This window comes from Citrobacter sp. wls717 (genome assembly GCF_005280955.1).
Classification (GTDB): Bacteria; Pseudomonadota; Gammaproteobacteria; order Enterobacterales; family Enterobacteriaceae; genus Citrobacter; species Citrobacter werkmanii.
Map to the genome: position 1 here is coordinate 156759 of NZ_SZWW01000038.1, position 18257 is coordinate 175015.

The 18257-nt window shown below is 53.8% G+C and carries 17 protein-coding genes; 5 read left to right on the forward strand and 12 right to left on the reverse strand.

Annotation, left to right across the window (positions count from 1 at the left end; translation table 11 throughout):
• Positions 1 to 70: 70 nt before the first annotated feature.
• Positions 71 to 1078 carry a flagella biosynthesis regulator Flk gene (gene flk / locus FDX09_RS19025; RefSeq protein ID WP_137347698.1) on the forward strand — a complete coding sequence of 336 codons (1008 nt, stop codon included), beginning with the start codon at positions 71 to 73 and terminating at the stop codon, positions 1076 to 1078.
• On the opposite strand, the gene FDX09_RS19030 is transcribed toward flk, so the two are convergent.
• Positions 1075 to 2253 carry an MFS transporter gene (locus FDX09_RS19030; protein ID WP_038642354.1) on the reverse strand — a complete coding sequence of 393 codons (1179 nt, stop codon included), beginning with the start codon at positions 2251 to 2253 and terminating at the stop codon, positions 1075 to 1077. The two genes, flk and FDX09_RS19030, sit on opposite strands and share 4 nt — an antisense overlap.
• Positions 2254 to 2546: 293 nt before the next feature.
• On the opposite strand from FDX09_RS19030, the gene FDX09_RS19035 reads away from it, so the two are divergent.
• The gene (locus tag FDX09_RS19035; RefSeq protein WP_137347699.1) at positions 2547 to 3065 is read left to right on the forward strand and encodes a YbjP/YqhG family protein; all 519 of its coding nucleotides are present in this window, start codon (positions 2547 to 2549) and stop codon (positions 3063 to 3065) included.
• A gap of 42 nt (positions 3066 to 3107) precedes the next feature.
• On the opposite strand, the gene fabB is transcribed toward FDX09_RS19035, so the two are convergent.
• The gene (gene fabB, locus FDX09_RS19040) at positions 3108 to 4328 is read right to left on the reverse strand and encodes a beta-ketoacyl-ACP synthase I (protein ID WP_038642358.1); all 1221 of its coding nucleotides are present in this window, start codon (positions 4326 to 4328) and stop codon (positions 3108 to 3110) included.
• A gap of 159 nt (positions 4329 to 4487) precedes the next feature.
• Here fabB and mnmC point away from each other — a divergent pair, with 159 nt between their 5' ends.
• Complete coding sequence (gene mnmC, locus FDX09_RS19045) at positions 4488 to 6488, forward strand: bifunctional tRNA (5-methylaminomethyl-2-thiouridine)(34)-methyltransferase MnmD/FAD-dependent 5-carboxymethylaminomethyl-2-thiouridine(34) oxidoreductase MnmC (RefSeq protein ID WP_170973251.1); 2001 nt, start codon at positions 4488 to 4490, stop codon at positions 6486 to 6488.
• A gap of 126 nt (positions 6489 to 6614) precedes the next feature.
• Here mnmC and FDX09_RS19050 read toward each other — a convergent pair whose 3' ends face one another.
• Genes FDX09_RS19050 through prmB form a run of 6 tightly spaced genes read right to left on the reverse strand, consistent with a single transcriptional unit; the run spans position 6615 to position 11165 of the window.
• Positions 6615 to 6890: a YfcL family protein gene (locus tag FDX09_RS19050; RefSeq protein WP_038642363.1), complete on the reverse strand. Its 276-nt coding sequence runs from the start codon at positions 6888 to 6890 to the stop codon at positions 6615 to 6617.
• A gap of 32 nt (positions 6891 to 6922) precedes the next feature.
• Positions 6923 to 7471, reverse strand: coding sequence for an elongation factor P hydroxylase (locus tag FDX09_RS19055; protein WP_038642365.1), 549 nt, complete (start codon positions 7469 to 7471; stop codon positions 6923 to 6925).
• Positions 7471 to 8280 carry a sulfite exporter TauE/SafE family protein gene (locus FDX09_RS19060; protein ID WP_137347701.1) on the reverse strand — a complete coding sequence of 270 codons (810 nt, stop codon included), beginning with the start codon at positions 8278 to 8280 and terminating at the stop codon, positions 7471 to 7473. Before FDX09_RS19060 ends, FDX09_RS19055 begins: the two co-directional genes overlap by 1 nt.
• Positions 8280 to 9104: a penicillin-insensitive murein endopeptidase gene (mepA, locus tag FDX09_RS19065; protein ID WP_038642368.1), complete on the reverse strand. Its 825-nt coding sequence runs from the start codon at positions 9102 to 9104 to the stop codon at positions 8280 to 8282. Before mepA ends, FDX09_RS19060 begins: the two co-directional genes overlap by 1 nt.
• Positions 9105 to 9107: 3 nt before the next feature.
• On the reverse strand, positions 9108 to 10193 hold the full coding sequence (gene aroC, locus FDX09_RS19070; RefSeq protein WP_038642369.1) for a chorismate synthase: 1086 nt from the start codon (positions 10191 to 10193) through the stop codon (positions 9108 to 9110).
• Positions 10194 to 10232: 39 nt separating this feature from the next.
• Positions 10233 to 11165, reverse strand: a complete 933-nt coding sequence (gene prmB, locus FDX09_RS19075) for a 50S ribosomal protein L3 N(5)-glutamine methyltransferase (RefSeq protein WP_038642381.1) — start codon at positions 11163 to 11165, stop codon at positions 10233 to 10235.
• A 166-nt stretch (positions 11166 to 11331) separates the two neighbouring features.
• Here prmB and smrB point away from each other — a divergent pair, with 166 nt between their 5' ends.
• A complete protein-coding gene (gene smrB / locus FDX09_RS19080; protein ID WP_006683613.1) occupies positions 11332 to 11883 on the forward strand; it encodes an endonuclease SmrB in 552 nt (183 codons plus the stop codon).
• Positions 11884 to 11957: 74 nt separating this feature from the next.
• Here the strand turns inward: smrB and sixA are convergent, their stop codons facing one another.
• The 4 genes from sixA to FDX09_RS19100 form a co-directional block, all read right to left on the reverse strand.
• The gene (gene sixA, locus FDX09_RS19085; RefSeq protein WP_038642383.1) at positions 11958 to 12443 is read right to left on the reverse strand and encodes a phosphohistidine phosphatase SixA; all 486 of its coding nucleotides are present in this window, start codon (positions 12441 to 12443) and stop codon (positions 11958 to 11960) included.
• Between the two features lie 209 nt (positions 12444 to 12652).
• A complete protein-coding gene (gene fadJ, locus FDX09_RS19090) occupies positions 12653 to 14800 on the reverse strand; it encodes a fatty acid oxidation complex subunit alpha FadJ (protein WP_137347702.1) in 2148 nt (715 codons plus the stop codon).
• Positions 14800 to 16110, reverse strand: a complete 1311-nt coding sequence (gene fadI / locus FDX09_RS19095; RefSeq protein WP_069323371.1) for an acetyl-CoA C-acyltransferase FadI — start codon at positions 16108 to 16110, stop codon at positions 14800 to 14802. The genes fadJ and fadI overlap by 1 nt, the downstream gene beginning before the upstream one ends.
• A gap of 176 nt (positions 16111 to 16286) precedes the next feature.
• On the reverse strand, positions 16287 to 16571 hold the full coding sequence (locus FDX09_RS19100; RefSeq protein ID WP_038642389.1) for a YfcZ/YiiS family protein: 285 nt from the start codon (positions 16569 to 16571) through the stop codon (positions 16287 to 16289).
• Between the two features lie 371 nt (positions 16572 to 16942).
• Here FDX09_RS19100 and fadL point away from each other — a divergent pair, with 371 nt between their 5' ends.
• A complete protein-coding gene (gene fadL, locus FDX09_RS19105) occupies positions 16943 to 18223 on the forward strand; it encodes a long-chain fatty acid transporter FadL (RefSeq protein ID WP_038642391.1) in 1281 nt (426 codons plus the stop codon).
• The last annotated feature ends 34 nt before the right edge of the window (positions 18224 to 18257 follow it).

Consider the following 18257-nt stretch of genomic DNA (forward strand, 5'->3'; position numbering starts at 1 on the left):
AAGTGTGCCATAATCTCGCCGCCAGGCATACTGCGAGACCTGGTCAGCACAGATTTAAGGAACAGAGACGATGCAGCCCATTTCAGGTACGCCCGCTCGCCCTCCCGGCGAAGGCCAAAATGCCCCCTCCGTTGCAGGTGAGCAACCGTTATCCACGATACAACGTACCGTGCTGGAACGACTGATTACCCGTTTGATTTCGCTCACTCAGCAGCAAAGCGCTGAGGTGTGGGCCGGAATGAAACACGATCTGGGCGTCAAAAGTGATACACCGTTGCAGTCACGTCACTTTCCCGCCGCCGAACAAAATTTGAACCAGCGGCTGGAAGTCGCACAACAGAACCATGCTAATCGTCAGGTGCTGTCGCAGCTCACGGAGCTATTGAGTCAGGGAAATAACCGTCAGGCGGTGAGTGATTTTATCCGCCAGCAGTACGGGCAGACGGCGCTTAGCCAACTCACGCCTGAGCAATTGAAGAACGTGCTGACCCTGTTGCAACAGGGTCAGCTTTCGATACCGCAGCCGCAGCAGCGTCCGGCTACCGATCGTCCGTTACTCCCCGCAGAGCACAATACGCTGAACCAGTTGGTGACCAAACTGGCGGCGGCCACAGGCGAATCCGGTAAGATGATCTGGCAGTCTATGCTGGAGCTGTCTGGGGTAAAAAGCGGAGAGTTAATCCCCGCCAAACAATTTTCGCATCTGGTCACCTGGCTGCAGGCGCGCCAGACGCTCAGTCTGCAAACTGCCCCGACCTTACAAACACTGCAGGCGGCGCTGAAGCTGCCGTTAGAGCCGAATGAGCTGACGTCAATCAAAGAGTACGCGCAGCAGACGTATCAGATCCAGCCACAATCGATTCTGACCACGGTTCAGGTGCTGGACTTGCTGAACCAAATCTTCCTGCGCCGCGTGGAACGTGACCGGGAGCAGGAATTAAACGATCCGCGCCATCCTCAGCCCATTTACAGCCCATTCGCGCCGATGATTGAAACGGTTAAATCACTGTCGACACGACCGGGACTGATATTTATTGCCTTGATGATTGCGTTAGCCATTTTCTGGCTGGTCGCTTAGCCTTTTCGCAAAGTCAGCAACGTCACAACAATTCCCACCACGGCGGATATCGCCCCGGCAAGGAATACCGAGGGATAGCCGTACGCGGTGGCCAGCACCCCGGCGACAGGGCCGCTTACGCCGTAGGAGATATCCTGAAATGCGGCGTAACCGCCCAGCGCCGTACCGCGAACCTGCGCGGGCACTCGCTTCACAACCTCAACGCCCAATGCCGGGAAGATAAGCGAACATCCGGCCCCGGTTAATGCCGCCCCGAGCAGAGCAACCCAGGCAGAGGGAGCCTGCCACAGCAGGATCAGACCCGCAGTTTCAACCAGCAATGAAACAACAGCGACCTGCACGCCGCCGAACCGGTCCGGCATCCAGCCAAACAGAATGCGCATCAGCACAAATGCCCCGCCAAACGCGGTCAGGGTGAATCCCGCCATCGTCCAGCCATTGCTGACAAAATAAAGCGAAATAAACGTACCGATGACGGCGAAACCCACGCCCTGCAATGCCAGACCCAGGCCCGGTTTCCAGATAAGCCCGACCACACTCCACAGTGAAGGTCGCTCCCCGGCATGCGCAGGCACTTTACGAACGGTGCCGTTGAATGCCCAGGCCAGCAGCGGTAATACCATCGTGGTTCCCGCCAGCGCCGCGAAGCCGAAGTGGCTATGGATCAGCAAGCCCAACGGCGCCCCGGCAGCCAGCGCACCGTAAATCGCCATCCCGTTCCACGACATCACCTTACCGGAACGCGTTGGGCCAACCAGCCCCAGCCCCCAGGTCAGCGTTCCGGTGAGCAGTTGGCTTTCGCCAAAGCCAAGGATCAGACGTCCGACAATCAACAACGCAAATTTCACCGGGACAGAGACAGGTAATAGCGCGGCTAAAAGCCACGCCGCGCCCGCCAGCGCACAGGCAAACATTCCCTGTAGCGCCGAACGTTTAGCGCCATATTGATCGGCTAAGCGCCCGGCATAACCACGCGTTAAGACCGTTGCCAGAAACTGTACGCCTACGGCGATACCGACCATGGTATTGCCATAGCCCAGCTCGTGGTGCACAAACAGAGGAATGACGGGTAAAGGCAGACCGACCGTCATGTAGGTCAGGAAAACCGCAAAAGCGATACGAAACAGCGAAAAGTTCGCCGACGGTGTTTTTTCTTGTTGGGTTACTGCTGTCATGCGTTACTCCAAAATGCAGAGTAAGGCGAGGAATGCCCACGCCCCCTCTACCTGACTTTCAGGATTAAGGTGCGTTGGATAACGTTAAACGCTTACGCATTATCAAGAGGATAATGTTGAAGCTGGAGTCTGCCTGTGAGGGGCTAAACTTGTCAACATCGAAATCACCGAAGGCATCCACAAAACAGAGGGTTATATTATCGAAGAAAAGCACTAACAATGAGGAAATAGTTTTCAATCAGGGGGACACTCAACGATCTTTTTTGCCGGAATATATTTTTAGGGACACGGTAATGAAAGCATTTTCGCTTATTGCTCTCATCCTGATGCTTTGCGGCTGCTATGCGCCTCATCAAGACAGCACTGAGGATGTTAAACAATTCTATCTCGCGTGGATGTCCGCCTACACACAAGATCGAGATACGTCCGCGCTCATGCAACGTTATGTGGCGAAAGACGTTATCGACCGTCTGGCGCTGATTGACAGCCTTTACGAGCAGGAAATAATAAATTCTGACTACTTTATGTACGTGCAGGATTACGACCCCAAATGGATCCCGCTGTTACGGGTTGGAGCGGCTCAGCCCTTTCTCGGTGGTGAAAAGGTGGAAGTACAATTAGGTGGGCCGGCAGGCGAAGCACCCATGCAACTGGAAGTGTATACGCGTTGGGAAGAAGGTCGCTGGAAAATTTATCGCGTGCGGGATCTGGATAATCAATTTGAACAGCCAATCTACAGCACTGGTGATATCACACGAGCCAAAGCCTGGTCGGCAGAAATCGCGCCGGAGTACGAAAAAATGAATAAATAAAAAAGGGAGCCATCAGGCTCCCCTTTACATCATCTTGCAGACTTACGCTTTCAGCTTACGCATGACCAGCGTCGCGTTAGTGCCGCCAAAGCCGAAGCTGTTGGACATCACGGTGGTCAGCGCCTGCTCGGTCGGTTTGGTCACGATGTTCAGACCTGCCGCCTGCTCGTCCAGCTCTTCAATGTTGATGCTCGGCGCGATAAAGCCGTGTTCCAGCATCAGCAGAGAGTAGATAGCTTCCTGCACGCCAGCCGCACCCAGTGAGTGACCAGTCATCGCTTTGGTTGCAGAAATGGCCGGGCTGTTGTCGCCAAACACTTCACGGATTGCGCCCAGCTCTTTCACGTCGCCTACCGGAGTAGAAGTACCGTGAGAGTTCAGGTAGTCGATCGGGGTGTCTACACCGTGCATCGCCATCTGCATGCAACGTACTGCGCCTTCGCCTGACGGTGCAACCATGTCTGCGCCATCAGAGGTCGCGCCGTAACCGACGATTTCCGCGTAGATGTGCGCGCCACGGGCCAGAGCGTGTTCCAGCTCTTCGACCACAACCATACCGCCGCCGCCCGCGATAACAAAACCGTCACGGTTTGCGTCATAGGTACGGGAAGCTTTCGACGGGTCATCGTTATATTTGGTAGACAGCGCGCCCATGGCGTCGAATTCACACGCCATTTCCCAGCACAGTTCTTCGCCGCCGCCAGCAAACACGATGTCTTGTTTGCCCAGTTGAATTTGTTCCACTGCGTTGCCGATACAGTGCGCAGAAGTCGCACAGGCAGAGCTGATGGAGTAGTTTACGCCGTGAATTTTAAACGGCGTTGCGAGGCAGGCAGAAACGCCGGACGCCATCGCTTTGGTGACCACATACGGGCCAACCGCTTTCAGACCACGCGGGCTACGCATTGCGTCAGCGCCGAACACCTGAAAACGCGGGGAGCCGCCGCCGGAACCTGCAATCAGGCCAACGCGCGGGTTATTCTGGTAATCTTCTGCAGCAAGACCGGCATCCGCCACAGCCTGCTCCATGGAAAGGAATGCATAGATGGATGCGTCGCTCATGAAGCGCACTACTTTGCGGTCAATGAGGCCAGTGGTATCCAGTTTTACGTTGCCCCATACGTGGCTACGCATGCCGGAGTCCTTCAGCTCCTGAGAGAAAGTGATCCCTGAACGTCCTTCACGCAGAGATGCCAGGACTTCCTGCTGGTTATTACCGATGCTGGAAACGATGCCCAAGCCAGTAATCACTGCACGTTTCATTCAATACCTCTGTAAGTCGCACTATTTTAAAGTTTCGAGTGGCACAATAGCGTACACTTGTACGCCGAACAAGTCCGATCAGCCATTTAATGTGGAAATTTGCGCAGCCAGGCACTCATCGCTAAGATCGGGGCACAGCCTGCCAGACGAGTAACTTACGTGAAACAATACGCTATACAACCTGCCAACCTTGAATTCAACGCTGAGGGTACACCTGTTTCCCGAGATTTTGATGATGTCTATTTTTCCAATGATAACGGGCTGGAAGAGACACGTTACGTCTTCCTCGGCGGGAATCATCTCGCACAGCGATTTCCTGCGCATTCACGTCCCCTTTTCGTGGTGGCTGAAAGCGGGTTTGGCACCGGGCTTAACTTCCTGACGCTCTGGCAGGCATTTGCCGATTTTCGCGATACCTACCCTGACGCTACCCTGGAAAGATTACATTTCATCAGTTTCGAAAAATATCCGCTGACGCGTGAAGATCTGACCCTGGCCCATCAGCACTGGCCGCAGCTTGCTCCGTGGGCCACGGCACTGCAAGAGCAGTGGCCGCTGCCGCTGGCGGGATGCCATCGTCTGCTTCTTGATGATGGGCGCGTCACGCTGGATCTGTGGTTTGGCGATATTAATGAACTGACCAGTAAACTGGATGACTCTTTGAATCAAAAAGTGGACGCCTGGTTCCTGGACGGTTTCGCACCGGCGAAAAATCCGGACATGTGGACACCAACGCTGTTTAACGCGATGGCCCGACTGGCTCGCCCCGGCGGCACGCTGGCCACCTTCACATCGGCAGGCTTTGTGCGACGGGGGTTGCAGGAAGCCGGGTTTACAATGCAAAAACGCAAAGGCTTTGGCCGCAAACGCGAAATGCTTTGTGGCGTCATGGAACAAACTCTGGCGCTCCCTTCATCGGCTCCGTGGTTCACGCGCATGGGCACAGATAAGCGCGACGCCGCTATTATTGGCGGTGGCATCGCCAGCGCATTGCTGTCGCTGGCGCTACTGCGCCGCGGCTGGCAGGTCACGCTCTATTGCGCGGACGCAAAACCTGCCGCAGGCGCATCAGGTAATCGTCAGGGCGCGCTCTATCCGTTACTCAGCAAGCATGATGCGGCCATTAATCTCTTTTTCCCCACCGCGTTTACCTTCGCCCGCCGACTGTATGACGCCCTTCCGGTTGAGTTCGCACATGACTGGTGCGGCGTGACGCAGCTCGCCTGGGATGAAAAAAGCCAGCAGAAAATCACTCAAATGCTGTCTCTTGAACTGCCCGATGCACTCGCCGTCGGCGTAGACGCACAGCAGGTGTTGCAAACGACAGGCGTGGAAACCGGGTGCGGCGGGATTCAGTATCCTGCCGGTGGATGGCTGTGCCCGGCGCAGTTAACCGCCGCCGTACTGGACTATGCCACAACGCTGGGATTACGTACCCGCTACCAACATACGTTGGTCTCACTGACGCGCCAGACAGCAAGCTGGCAATTGCAGTTTGCCTGTGGAGAAACCGCCACTCACGAAGCGGTGGTTCTGGCTAACGGCCATCGCATTAACCGCTTTGAGCAGACGCAGTCGTTACCGGTCTATTCCGTTGGCGGTCAGGTGAGTCATATCCCCACCACGCCTACGCTGTCAGCGCTGCGCCAGGTGTTGTGCTACGACGGTTACCTCACGCCGCATGACCCGCAAAACCAGCAACACTGCATTGGCGCCAGCTATCATCGCGGGTGTGAGGAGACTGAGTATCGCGAGGACGACCAGCAGCAAAATCGTCAGCGTTTAATCGACTGCTTCCCGCACGCCGCATGGGCAAAAGAGGTGGATGTCAGTGCGCATGCCGCCCGCTGCGGGGTCCGCTGCGCTACGCGCGATCACATCCCGATGGTAGGCAATGTCGCGGATTTTGACGCCACGCTCAGCCAGTACGCCACGCTTGCCGAAAACAAAGCGCACGCGGTAAGCGCCCCGGTGTATGCCGATCTATTTATGCTGGGCGCGCTGGGGTCACGCGGGTTGTGCTCAGCCCCGCTGTGTGCAGAAATTCTGGCAGCGCAAATGAGCGATGAACCCATTCCTATGGATGCCAATACGCTGGCGGCACTGAACCCGAATCGGTTGTGGGTCAGGAAGTTATTGAAGGGTAAAGCGGTGAAATAAAATACTCTCTCATCATTGCCTGATGCGCTGCGCTTATCAGGCCTACAAACTGAACCCGAATCGTCAGTCCACGTAGGCCGGATAAGACGCCTTAGCGTCGCCATCCGGCACAATCCACTGTAATTATTATTGCGTTGCCTTTTGAAATAAAGCGTCCCACATCTCTTTCACTAACGCCTGGTCACGCGGCGAAAGTTCGCCTGCGCTAATCGCTTTTTCCAGGCTGCTGGTCACATTGGTGTACAATGCCTCAGCGGAATGGTCCTCGCCAGCGTCCAGCTCTGCTACGGCCAGCGTCAGGTGCCCACGCAAATAGCCACTGGCAAACAACTCATCATCGCTGGCGTGCTCTACCATATCGTCGATTAATGCCAGAATGCGTGATTCAAACTCCGCGATCATCTTCTTTCCTCATTGTAAACGTGGCGGCGGCTTCAGTTGAGCGCTTCGGGCCACGGGAATTGTTCCGCCTTAAGTTCAGGCGTGTGATAATAATTCTGTAACGCGTTAATAAAGCGCGCTGGACGCTCCGGGATCCCCTTTTCCAGATATTCCATCACCTGGGCATGAACACGACGCTGGAATACCACGCGATCCGGTTCAAAGTCGCCGTTCAGATTGTCGCAACTGACGTTAAACGGGTAGCCCGCCGCCATGCAGAACAGCCAGTCAAACGCCTGCGGCTTCACTTCCACATCTTCAAACTGGCATTGCGTGTTCGCGTCGCGTCCGTCCGGGCAGTACCAGTAACCAAAGTCAACCAGTTCACGACGCGCTTTACCCGCAATACACCAGTGCGAAATTTCATGTAACGCGCTGGCGTAATAACCATGCGCAAAAACGATACGGTGATACGGTACTTCCGCATCAGCAGGAAGATAGATCGGTTCGTCATCGCCTTTAATCAGACGGGTATTAAATTCATCGGCAAAGCAGCCGTTAAAAATCTCAATTAACTGTTCGTAGTGATGGGTGTTATTCATTAGTTCATCCCCAGCCAGTGGAGAATCTCCTGTCCATGATTATCGTAAAGTAGCTTGGCGCTCATCACGGCGGAGACAATGACGATCATTGGCCGAATGAGTTTTTGTCCTTTGCTGAGCACCAGTCGCGATCCCATCCGTGCGCCAATGAACTGGCCAATGAGCATCACAAACCCGGTCGCCCAAATCACTTTGCCGCCGAGGGCAAACAGCAACAGTCCACCGATATTCGAGGTGGCATTTAATACTTTGGCGTGGGCCGTCGATTTTGCCAGGTTATAGCCGCACAGCATGACAAAAGCCAGCGCGTAGAACGAACCCGCCGCCGGGCCAAAAAAGCCATCGTAAAACCCAACACAGCCCCCGGCCACCAGCGCGAAAGGCAAACCGTGCAGCCGACGCTGCAGGTCTTCTTCGCCCACTCTGGGCATCAACAGAAAGTAGAGGCCAATACAGATAACCAGCACCGGCAGGATCTGGCGTAATATGTCGGACTGCACATGCTGGACCAACAACGCGCCGCTCATGGAACCGACAAAAGTCATGAAGATGTTGAGCTTCTGATCCGCCAGATTCACCACGCCCCGGCGAATAAAATAGATCGAGGAAGAGATGGATCCCCCGCAGGCCTGTAGCTTATTGGTGGCCAACGCTTGCGCGGGCGGCATTCCGGCCGCCATCAATGCCGGGATGGTGAGTAAACCGCCGCCTCCGGCCAGAGAGTCAATAAAACCTGCCAGCATTGCCACAAAAAAAAGCACACCTAACAGCAGTGGCGACACCATAAACAGAGAGACAAAATGATCCATTAGAGTACATGCTCATCCAGTAGCGCCTGGCAGGAAGGCGGCAACGGCGGCGGTGTCTTCTTCTCAGGCTTGGTGGTTCCAGGTTTAGGAGGTTCGAACCAGCTTTGCAGCTCTGCGCCACAGCCATCGCCTGGAGGAGGCAACGGTTGATCTTCGCACTCAAGGCTGTCAGCAGGACAACGTAATCGTACGTGCATATGCGCACGATGCTGGAACCACGGTCGCACTTTACGCAACCAGTCCCTGTCAGTCCCTGCATCCAGACACAGCTGCTGCTTAATCGCCGGATTCACAAAAATGCGCGTGACTTCATTATCTTTTGCCGCCAGCCTAATCAGGCTGAAAATCTCCGGCTTCCACAGCGACGGCACGACATGTTTGCCATCCCGTGAGACCAGATCTAACGCCTGAGGACGCAGCAGTTGTGACTGGGTCCAGCGCGTTTTCGGCAACTGCAGGAAAATATCGACATCCAGTCCCGTCTGGTGGCTGGCGTGACCGCCATTGAACCGCCCACCGGCCGGCATACCCATATCGCCGATTAACACCGTGCCCAGCCCCAGATTATTCGCCTGATTACTCAGACGCTGGATAAACATCACCAGATCCGGATGACCAAAATAACGTCGCTGATCGGTGCGCATCACCTGATAGTGTTCAGACTGTACAGGCAGCGTCTCGGCGCCAACAATACAGCCATTGGCGAATGCGCCGATAGACTGCGGGCTGCCCGCCACCGGATGGGTAATTTTCTGCCAGGGCGTCGCCGCCAGGCAGGCGGTGCTGGCAAAAAGAGCCAGCGCCGCAAGTGCCGTTTTTTTCATGTATTACCAGCGTGGAATGTCAGTCTTCACGTCCGCGTTTTGTGCCCGCTGACGCAGCAGGTGATCCATTAATACGATCGCCAGCATAGCCTCTGCGATCGGCACGGCGCGGATCCCAACGCACGGATCGTGGCGTCCTTTCGTGATCATGTCGACTTCTTCGCCAAAGCGGTTAATCGTGCGTCCAGGAACGGTAATACTGGACGTCGGTTTCAGCGCCATATGTGCAACAATTTGCTGCCCGCTGCTGATCCCGCCCAGAATGCCGCCCGCATGGTTACTCTGGAAACCGTCTTTGGTGATTTCATCACGGTTTTGGCTGCCGCGCAGCGCGACAACGTCAAACCCGTCGCCAATCTCTACGCCCTTAACGGCGTTAATGCTCATCAGCGCATGGGCAATGTCGGCATCCAGGCGGTCAAAGACAGGTTCACCGAGACCCGCAGGTACGCCGCTTGCCACCACGCTGACCTTTGCTCCGATGGAATCGCCCTCTTTTTTCAGGCCGCGCATCAGTTCATCGAGCGCCTCGATTTTATCCGGGTCCGGGCAAAAGAACGGGTTAAGCTCTACCTGAGACCAGTCTTTAATCTCCAGCGGGATATCGCCCATCTGCGTCAGACAGCCGCGAATTTCAACGCCGAATTTTTCCGCCAGATATTTTTTGGCAATCGCCCCGGCCGCCACGCGCATTGCTGTTTCACGTGCGGATGAGCGTCCACCGCCACGATAGTCGCGCAGACCGTATTTTTGCTCATAGGTATAGTCGGCGTGACCAGGACGAAAAACATCCTTAATCGCGCTGTAATCCTGTGAACGCTGATCGGTATTTTCGATCAGCAGACCAATGCTGGTACCGGTGGTCACGCCTTCGAACACACCTGAGAGGATTTTCACCTGATCCGGTTCACGGCGCTGCGTAGTGTAACGCGACGTACCTGGGCGACGTCTGTCGAGATCGTGCTGCAGGTCAGCTTCTGTCAGAGAAATGCCCGGCGGAACACCATCGACAATACAACCGAGCGCCAGCCCGTGTGATTCGCCGAATGTGGTTACGCGAAAGAGTTGCCCAATTGTGTTTCCTGCCATCACGGCTCCGTTATGAGTGTTGTGTTTGTGCGCGTGTATTTAGTCTTTATAAATGCTGAAGTGCTCGCGAGCAGCAACTAACTGTTCTTTGGTCAGCATGAATACACCGTCACCGCCGTTGTCAAACTCCAGCCAGGTAAACGGTACATCCGGGTATTGCTCTATCAGATGTACCATGCTGTTTCCGACTTCACAAATCAGAATACCGTTATCTGCCAGGTAATCTGGAGCGTTCCCCAGAATGCGGCGAGTCAGTTTCAGCCCATCGCTACCGGACGCCAGACCCAGCTCAGGTTCATGACGATATTCGTTTGGCAGATCGGACATATCTTCCGCATCGACATACGGCGGGTTGGTCACAATCAGGTCATACTGCACTTTCAGCAGATCGCGGAACAGATCGGAGCGGATCGGCGTCACGTGATGGATCAGACCATGTTCTTCAATATTGTGCTCAGTCACCGCCAGCGCGTCAGTGGAAATATCCACCGCATCCACTTCGGCTTCCGGGAAAGCATACGCGCAGGCAATAGCGATGCAGCCGCTGCCGGTACACATATCGAGGATATGCTGCGGCTGCTCATTGATGAGGCCCGCAAAACGATTATTGATCAGTTCGCCAATCGGTGAGCGTGGAACCAGCACGCGTTCATCAACATAAAACTCATGCCCGCAGAACCAGGCTTTATTGGTCAGATAAGCAACCGGGATACGCTCGTTGACGCGGCGAATCACGCGTTCAACAATACGATGGCGCTCGCTGGAGGTCAGACGCGCGGTGCGCATATCTTCAGGTATATCCAGCGGCAAATAGAGCGACGGCAGCACCAGTTGTACGGCCTCGTCCCATGGGTTATCCGTGCCATGGCCATACCAGATATTCGCCGCGCTAAAACGGCTGACCGCCCAACGCAACATGTCCTGAATGGTATGCAGTTCACTCACTGCTTCATCGACGAAAATTTTATCCACGTATTCCTCCAGGGCATGCTCGTATTAATTTCGGCGGCTAGTTTGCCACGAAGACGGCGATAAATCAGCATCCACACCGGGCCTGAACGCGAAAATTGCGTTTTAAGCGATCGGATGCCCGTCGAGTCGGGTTAAACTAACGGAAAATAAAAGATGAGACTCTCGAATGAAAAAGAAAACATCGCTCAGCGAGGAGGATCAGACGCTGTTTCGCCAGCTGATGACCGGCACGCGTAAAATTAAGCAAGACACTATTGTTCACCGACCGCTACGTAAAAAAATCACCGAGGTTCCGGTTAAAAGGCTGTTGCAGGAACAGGCTGATGCCAGCCACTATTTTTCTGACGAATTTCAGCCGTTGCTGAACACAGACGGCCCGGTAAGATATCTACGTGCCGACGTCAGCCATTTCGAACTCAAGAAAATGCGCCGTGGCGACTACTCCCCGGAGCTGTTTCTTGATTTGCATGGACTGACCCAGCAACAGGCCAAACAGGAATTAGGCGCGCTGATCGCCGCCTGTCGTCGTGAGCATGTGTTTTGCGCCTGCGTTATGCATGGCCACGGAAAGCATATTCTTAAACAGCAAACGCCTCTCTGGCTGGCACAGCATCCGCACGTGATGGCCTTTCATCAGGCACCGAAAGAGTATGGTGGCGACGCCGCACTGCTGGTGCTGATTGAAGTGGAAGAGTGGCTGCCGCCAGAACTTCCCTGATGCAGAAAAACAGAAAGAGCCGCGTTTGCGGCTCTTTTATTTTCCGGATGGCGGTTGTGCCTTATCCGGCCTAATTATATCGCTTTCGCCATTTTGAGATTACACGGGCTCATCTGCCAGTTGAAAACCCCTTTTCCGCTTTCATCAAGCGTAACGCTGGCAATCGCTGACGTGGTAAACATCGGCGGAGTTTCGCCTGGGCAAAGCTCAGACACCAGATACCCCACTAAAGGTAAGTGAGAAATCACCAGCGCCGTGGTGATACCTTCATTGGCCAGAGCCTGTAAATAGGCGCTGACCAGACCAACATCGCCGCAGGGAGTCAGCTCCGGCAAAACATCCACGCCGCTTGGCAGGTTCATGCATTCCCCCACCACATCCAGCGTTTGTTCGGCTCGCAGGAACGGGCTCACCAGAACACGTTCGATATCCACTTTTTGACCTTTCAGCCAGTTCGCCATCAGGCGAGATTCGTCACAACCACAAGAGGTTAAAGGACGAACCGAATCACTGGCGGCATCGAGGGCCGCGTCGCCGTGACGCATGATAAAAACTTGCATATTGCACCGCTTTTGTTAACCAGAATCACCAACACCAGTTAATCACGGCCCCTATTGACCGTGGTAACGATATGGTGGCCGGCATTGTGCCTTATCCATTCACCGAATGAAACGCTGTTTTTTACCTCAACGGCGTAAGTATAGTCAATCTCTGTTTACATTTTGAGCATGAGCCATACATTCAGTGCGGATTCATCCTACCTTTGACCTCATGAATTCAGGTCAGTTTCCCTACTATTCCAGAATCTTTCACCGCGTTCCGCCATCAGCAATAACTGCTCACACGGCGTAAACCGCGAGCCATATTGTGTTGATAGCCGTTGCAGAACCGCAACTACTTCACCCGCGCCGAGGGAATCCATATACCGGAACGGACCGCCGAGGAATGGCGGAAAACCAATACCAAATACAGCACCGATATCGCCATCGCGCGCGCTGCGGACGACCTTCTCGTCGAAACAGCGAGCTGCTTCATTGAGCATTAACATGACACACCGCTCAGCAATTTGCGTGGCGGTGAGTCGAGCCTGGCCCTGAGCGCCAATAAGCGTATAAATTGCAGGGTCGACCTGTTTTTTGCTTTTACGCCCTTTCGCCCCATAAAGATAGAAACCACGACCATTTTTTCTACCTTTGCGATCGTCATTCAAAATTGAAGCAACAACATTTGCAGGCGCGCTAAAACGTTCTCCATACGCCGCTTCAAGCACAGGTATAATTTTAGTGCCCGTATCAATTCCAACCTCATCCAAAAGTTGGATTGGCCCAACCGGAAAACCAAACTTAACCAGCGCGGCGTCAATGGCTTCAACCCGCTCGCCTTCGGTTAACAGGCGTATAGCTTCATTGATGTAAGGCGCTAAAATGCGGTTAACGTAAAATCCGGCCTTATCCCTGACGACTATCGGTGTTTTACCCTGTTTTTTCGCCAACTTGACGGTTGTTGCAATAGTTTGCTCAGAGGTCGTTGCATGCGGAATGACCTCAACCAGCGGCATTTTTTCCACCGGGCTAAAAAAGTGCAAACCAATCACTTGTTCAGGTCTGGCAGCCTTAGCCGCAATATCACTAATTGGTAAAGATGAGGTGTTGGAAGCAAAAATAGTGTGAGGTGCGCAATTTTGTTCAACTTCTGCCACCATCTGTTGTTTTAACGCCAGATCTTCGAACACGGCTTCAATAACCAGATCGCGATGCGCAAAACCGCGATAATCGGTAGATCCAGAAATTAACGCCAGCTGTTTATCGCGCTCGCTGGCTTTGATATGACGGCGACGAACTTTCATTTCAAGCTGATCCCAACTGTACTTCAGCGCGTGGTTGATTCCCTTAGCAGTAATATCCTTGATACGTACTGGCAAGCCACCTTTACAGGCCGTCACATAGGCGATACCTCCGCCCATCAGACCGCCACCCAGAATGCCGACACTGTTTAGCGGACCGGGCTTTGCATCACTACCAGGATCCTTTTTCACGTCGGTATTGGCAAAAAAGATGTGTCGCAGCGCCTGAGACTGGGATGTCATCGCCAATTCCCCAAATGCGCGGGCTTCTGCGTCATAACCGCTACTGCTTCCCTGGGCAAGGCCGGTTTCAATGACCTCAAGGATACGTTCCGTCGCGGGATAATTTCCCTGCGTTTTTTGCGCCGTCTTTTTACTGGCCATACGGAATAGCAGCGCTCGCCCCAGCGGCCCCGCTAATACCCGCTCACGTACGGGCAGACTCCGATGTGAGGAATTGTCTTTTTTAGCCAGTTCAACGGCAGCTTCCAGCAATATGGACTGCGGCACGACTTCATCCACCAGCCCCACTTTAAGCGCCTGTTTTGCGCGCAATTGTTTCCCTGTGAGGATCATATCCAGCGCAGTACTGACGCCAATAAGGCGTGGCAAGCGTTGCGTGCCGCCGGAGCCGGGCAACAGACCAAGCTGGACTTCCGGCAAACCCAGTACGGTTTTAGCATCATCGGTACAAATACGGTTATGGCAGGCCAGCGCCATCTCCAGGCCACCACCCAGACATGCGCCATGAATCGCGGCGATAACCGGGATCGGCAACGCATGGATTTCCGCCATAATCTGCTGCCCCTGGCGGGCCAGCGTTTCGGCTTCCTGCGCGCTGCGGCAGCTACCAATCATGTTGATATCTGCTCCGGCGATAAAATTATCGGGTTTCGCTGAAATGAACACCACACCGCGCAGCGCTTTGTTGTCGCGAATTTGTTTCAGGATGGCCCGAACCTGAGAAGCAAACTCCGCTTTCAGGGTATTCATTTTCTCTCCGGGCACATCAATAGTGACAACAGCAATGTTATCCAGACGCACGTTTAGCGTAAAAGCCGATGTCATTTCCATTATTCCGCCTCCAGAACCATTGCCGCCCCCAAACCACCTGCCGCACAGGCGGTGACTAAACCAAAGCCGCCGCCACGCCGGCGTAATTCATTGAGGGTTTGCGTGATCATTCGCGCACCGGTAGCAGCGAAAGGATGTCCATAGGCAATAGACCCACCCAGCACGTTAAATTTACTGTCATCAACCTCGCCAGTGGCATGTGCCCTACCCAACACTTCGCGGGCAAAACGTTCGCTGCCCAGCAACTGAAGATTCGCCAGCGTTTGTGCGGCAAAGGCTTCATGCATATCGATCAAGGTTAAATCCGTCATCGTCAGTCCAGCTCGCTCCAGCGCAAGCGGTGTTGACCACGCCGGTCCCAGCAGCATGTCCTGCCAGACATCAATTGCGGTGAAAGCATAGCTGCGTAAATACCCCAGCGGCACCAGTCCCAGCTCTTTCGCACGCGACTCCGTCATCAATATCACGGCGGCTGCGCCGTCCGTCAGCGGGGTACTGTTCGCCGCAGTGACGGTGCCGTGCTTTCGGTCAAACGCCGGACGCAGTTTGGCGTAATCGGCCAGCGTAGAGTTGCCGCGAATATTGTTATCTTCGGAAAGAGGATCTTTAAACGGTGGCGCGTAGGTGGTCATCACCTCATCGGCGAGCTTTCCTTCAGCCCATGCCTGAGCGGCACGTTGGTGAGAACGATGCGCCAGGGCATCCTGCTGCTCGCGCGTAATGCCATAGGTTTTCGCCATTTGCTCGGCCGTATCCCCCATGCGCAAGCCGGTGGAATATTCAGCGACAGCGGGGGGTACAGGCATCAGGTCACGTAAACGCAGCCGGGAAAACAGTTTCAGGCGTTGCCCTGTTGTGCGGGCTTTATTGACATCCACCAGCACGCGCGCCAGCTTTTTGCTGACGCCAATCGGCAGGACAGACGACGAGTCCGCCCCGCCGGCAATTCCGGCGCGAATTGTCCCCGCCATCAGGCTTTCCGCGACATTCGCTACTGCCTGGAAACTGGTAGCGCAGGCTCGGCTTACGCTGTAGGCATCCGTGTGCACATTCATACCGGTTCCCAGTACGATTTCACGAGCAATATTGGGGGCTTCAGGCATTTGTACCACCTGGCCAAAGACCAGTTGCTCGATCACATCAGCGGGTATTTCGCTACGCGCCAGCAGTTCACCAACAACCATTTTCCCCAAATCTACGGCGGGAATGCCATGAAATGCGGTTGCCTGACGGGCAAATGGCGTACGCAATCCGCTTACAATGGCGATGCGATCGCCCTGGCGGGTAACCAGCGGTAAAGCCTGACTCATAACACTCCCCTGTAAAAAATAAAAATAAGTGGTCTGACCTGATCACAGTCTTAACCAATTTTTTACATTTAGCCAAGCGGAGAGAAAAGAAAGTGGGAGCTAAGACACAGTGAATAATCACTGACTGTTACGAAAATACCCTTGCTACCAGGCAGCAAGGGTATAAAGAGAAGGGATTAACGCAGGCCCAACTGGAAAATCAGCGTTTCAGCTTCACAAGCAAAAACAAAGTCAATATCCAGACGCACACCATCTGATTCTTCGGTAAAGGTAGAGGTGATTTGACAAGGCTCAGATTCCACGCCACGCGCCTTTTCAGTCAGAGCGGCCAGCGTTTCTTCTGCCTCTGCGCGATTCGCGAACACACGGCTGTATGACGCGGTGCAATCGGAGTTGTCCATGATGGTGCCAACATCCATACAGCAGCAAACCGGGGTTTCATCAGCACTGCATTTACTCATTGTAGATTTCCTCTGTATTCGCACCTGAGGTGCCAGATAAACGATAGGGATATTTTACGCTCCCCTCTTTCGCCTCTCCAGTCGTTAATTGTATGAAATGCGATAAGTGACCGAAATCACACTTAAAAATGATCTAAAACAAAAATCACCCAAACAGGTGAGTGCGCATACCTGCAATTTTGCCAGCTGGATCGCGTTTCCGAGATCAGAATTGAAAATATTTATAAACATACTTGCAACATTTCAGCTGGTCAGACCTATACTCTCGGCACTGGTCTGATTTCTATGTCGTACCTCAGACCCTACACTTCGCGCTCCTGTTACGGTATGTAACATTGTTTGTATAAAAATAAATCTATGAGGTTATGGTCATGAGCCAGAAAACCCTGTTTACAAAGTCTGCTCTCGCAGTCGCAGTGGCAATTATCTCCACACAGGCCTGGTCTGCAGGCTTTCAGTTAAACGAATTTTCTTCCTCTGGCCTTGGCCGGGCATATTCGGGTGAAGGCGCTATTGCAGATGATGCAGGTAACGCCAGTCGTAACCCGGCACTGATTATGATGTTCGATCGCCCCACTTTTTCTGCGGGCGCGGTGTATATCGATCCAGACGTTAATATTTCCGGTAAATCGCCATTCACCGGACGTAGCACCGACGCAGATAACATCGCCCCTACAGCGTGGGTTCCCAACGCTCACTTCGTGATGCCTATCAACGAGCAGTTTGGTTGGGGCGCTTCTGTCACCTCAAACTATGGTCTGGCAACCGAGTTTAATGACAGCTATATCGTCGGTGAGTACGGCGGGAAGACTGATCTTAAAACGGTCAACCTTAACCTGAGCGGTGCCTACCGTCTGAATGACAGCTGGAGCTTTGGTGTTGGTTTTAATGCCGTTTACGCCGATGCTAAAATTGAGCGTTATTCCGGTGAGCAGACCGCCGCACTGCCGAAAGTAAGCCAGAAGATCGCCAGCCTGAAGGGTGACGAATGGGGCTACGGCTGGAACGCCGGTATTTTGTACGAGCTGGATAAAAATAACCGTTACGGATTGACCTACCGCTCTGAAGTTAAAATCGACTTCGATGGTGATTACAAAAGCGGTATTCGTTCCCAGGCCAATGCGTTACCCGGCGCAGGCACCGCGTTCCCATGGGGCACAACCAATGCCACCGTCCCGGGTTCTTTGACGCTGAACCTGCCGGAAATGTGGGAACTGTCGGGCTATAACCGCATCGCTCCGCAATGGGCTATTCACTACAGCATGGCTTATACCAGTTGGAGCCAGTTCCAGGAGCTGAAAGCAACCGGCACCAACGGCCAGACACTGTTCTATAAAGAAGAAGGCTTTAAGGATTCTTACCGCATCGCGCTGGGCACAACCTACTATATGGATAAAAGCTGGACCTTCCGTACCGGTATCGCCTATGACGACAGCCCGGTTCCTGCAAGCAAGCGTTCCATCTCCATTCCAGACCAGGACCGCCTGTGGCTGAGCGCGGGTACGACTTACGCATTCAATGATGACGCATCTATTGATGTTGGTGTTTCTTATATGCACGGTCAGAAAGTGACCGTCAAAGAAGGCCCGTATACTTTCGATTCTGAAGGTAAAGCCTGGCTGTTCGGTACCAACTTCAACTACGCATTCTGATTTTCTGCAGACATTAAAAAAGGTGAGCTTTTTT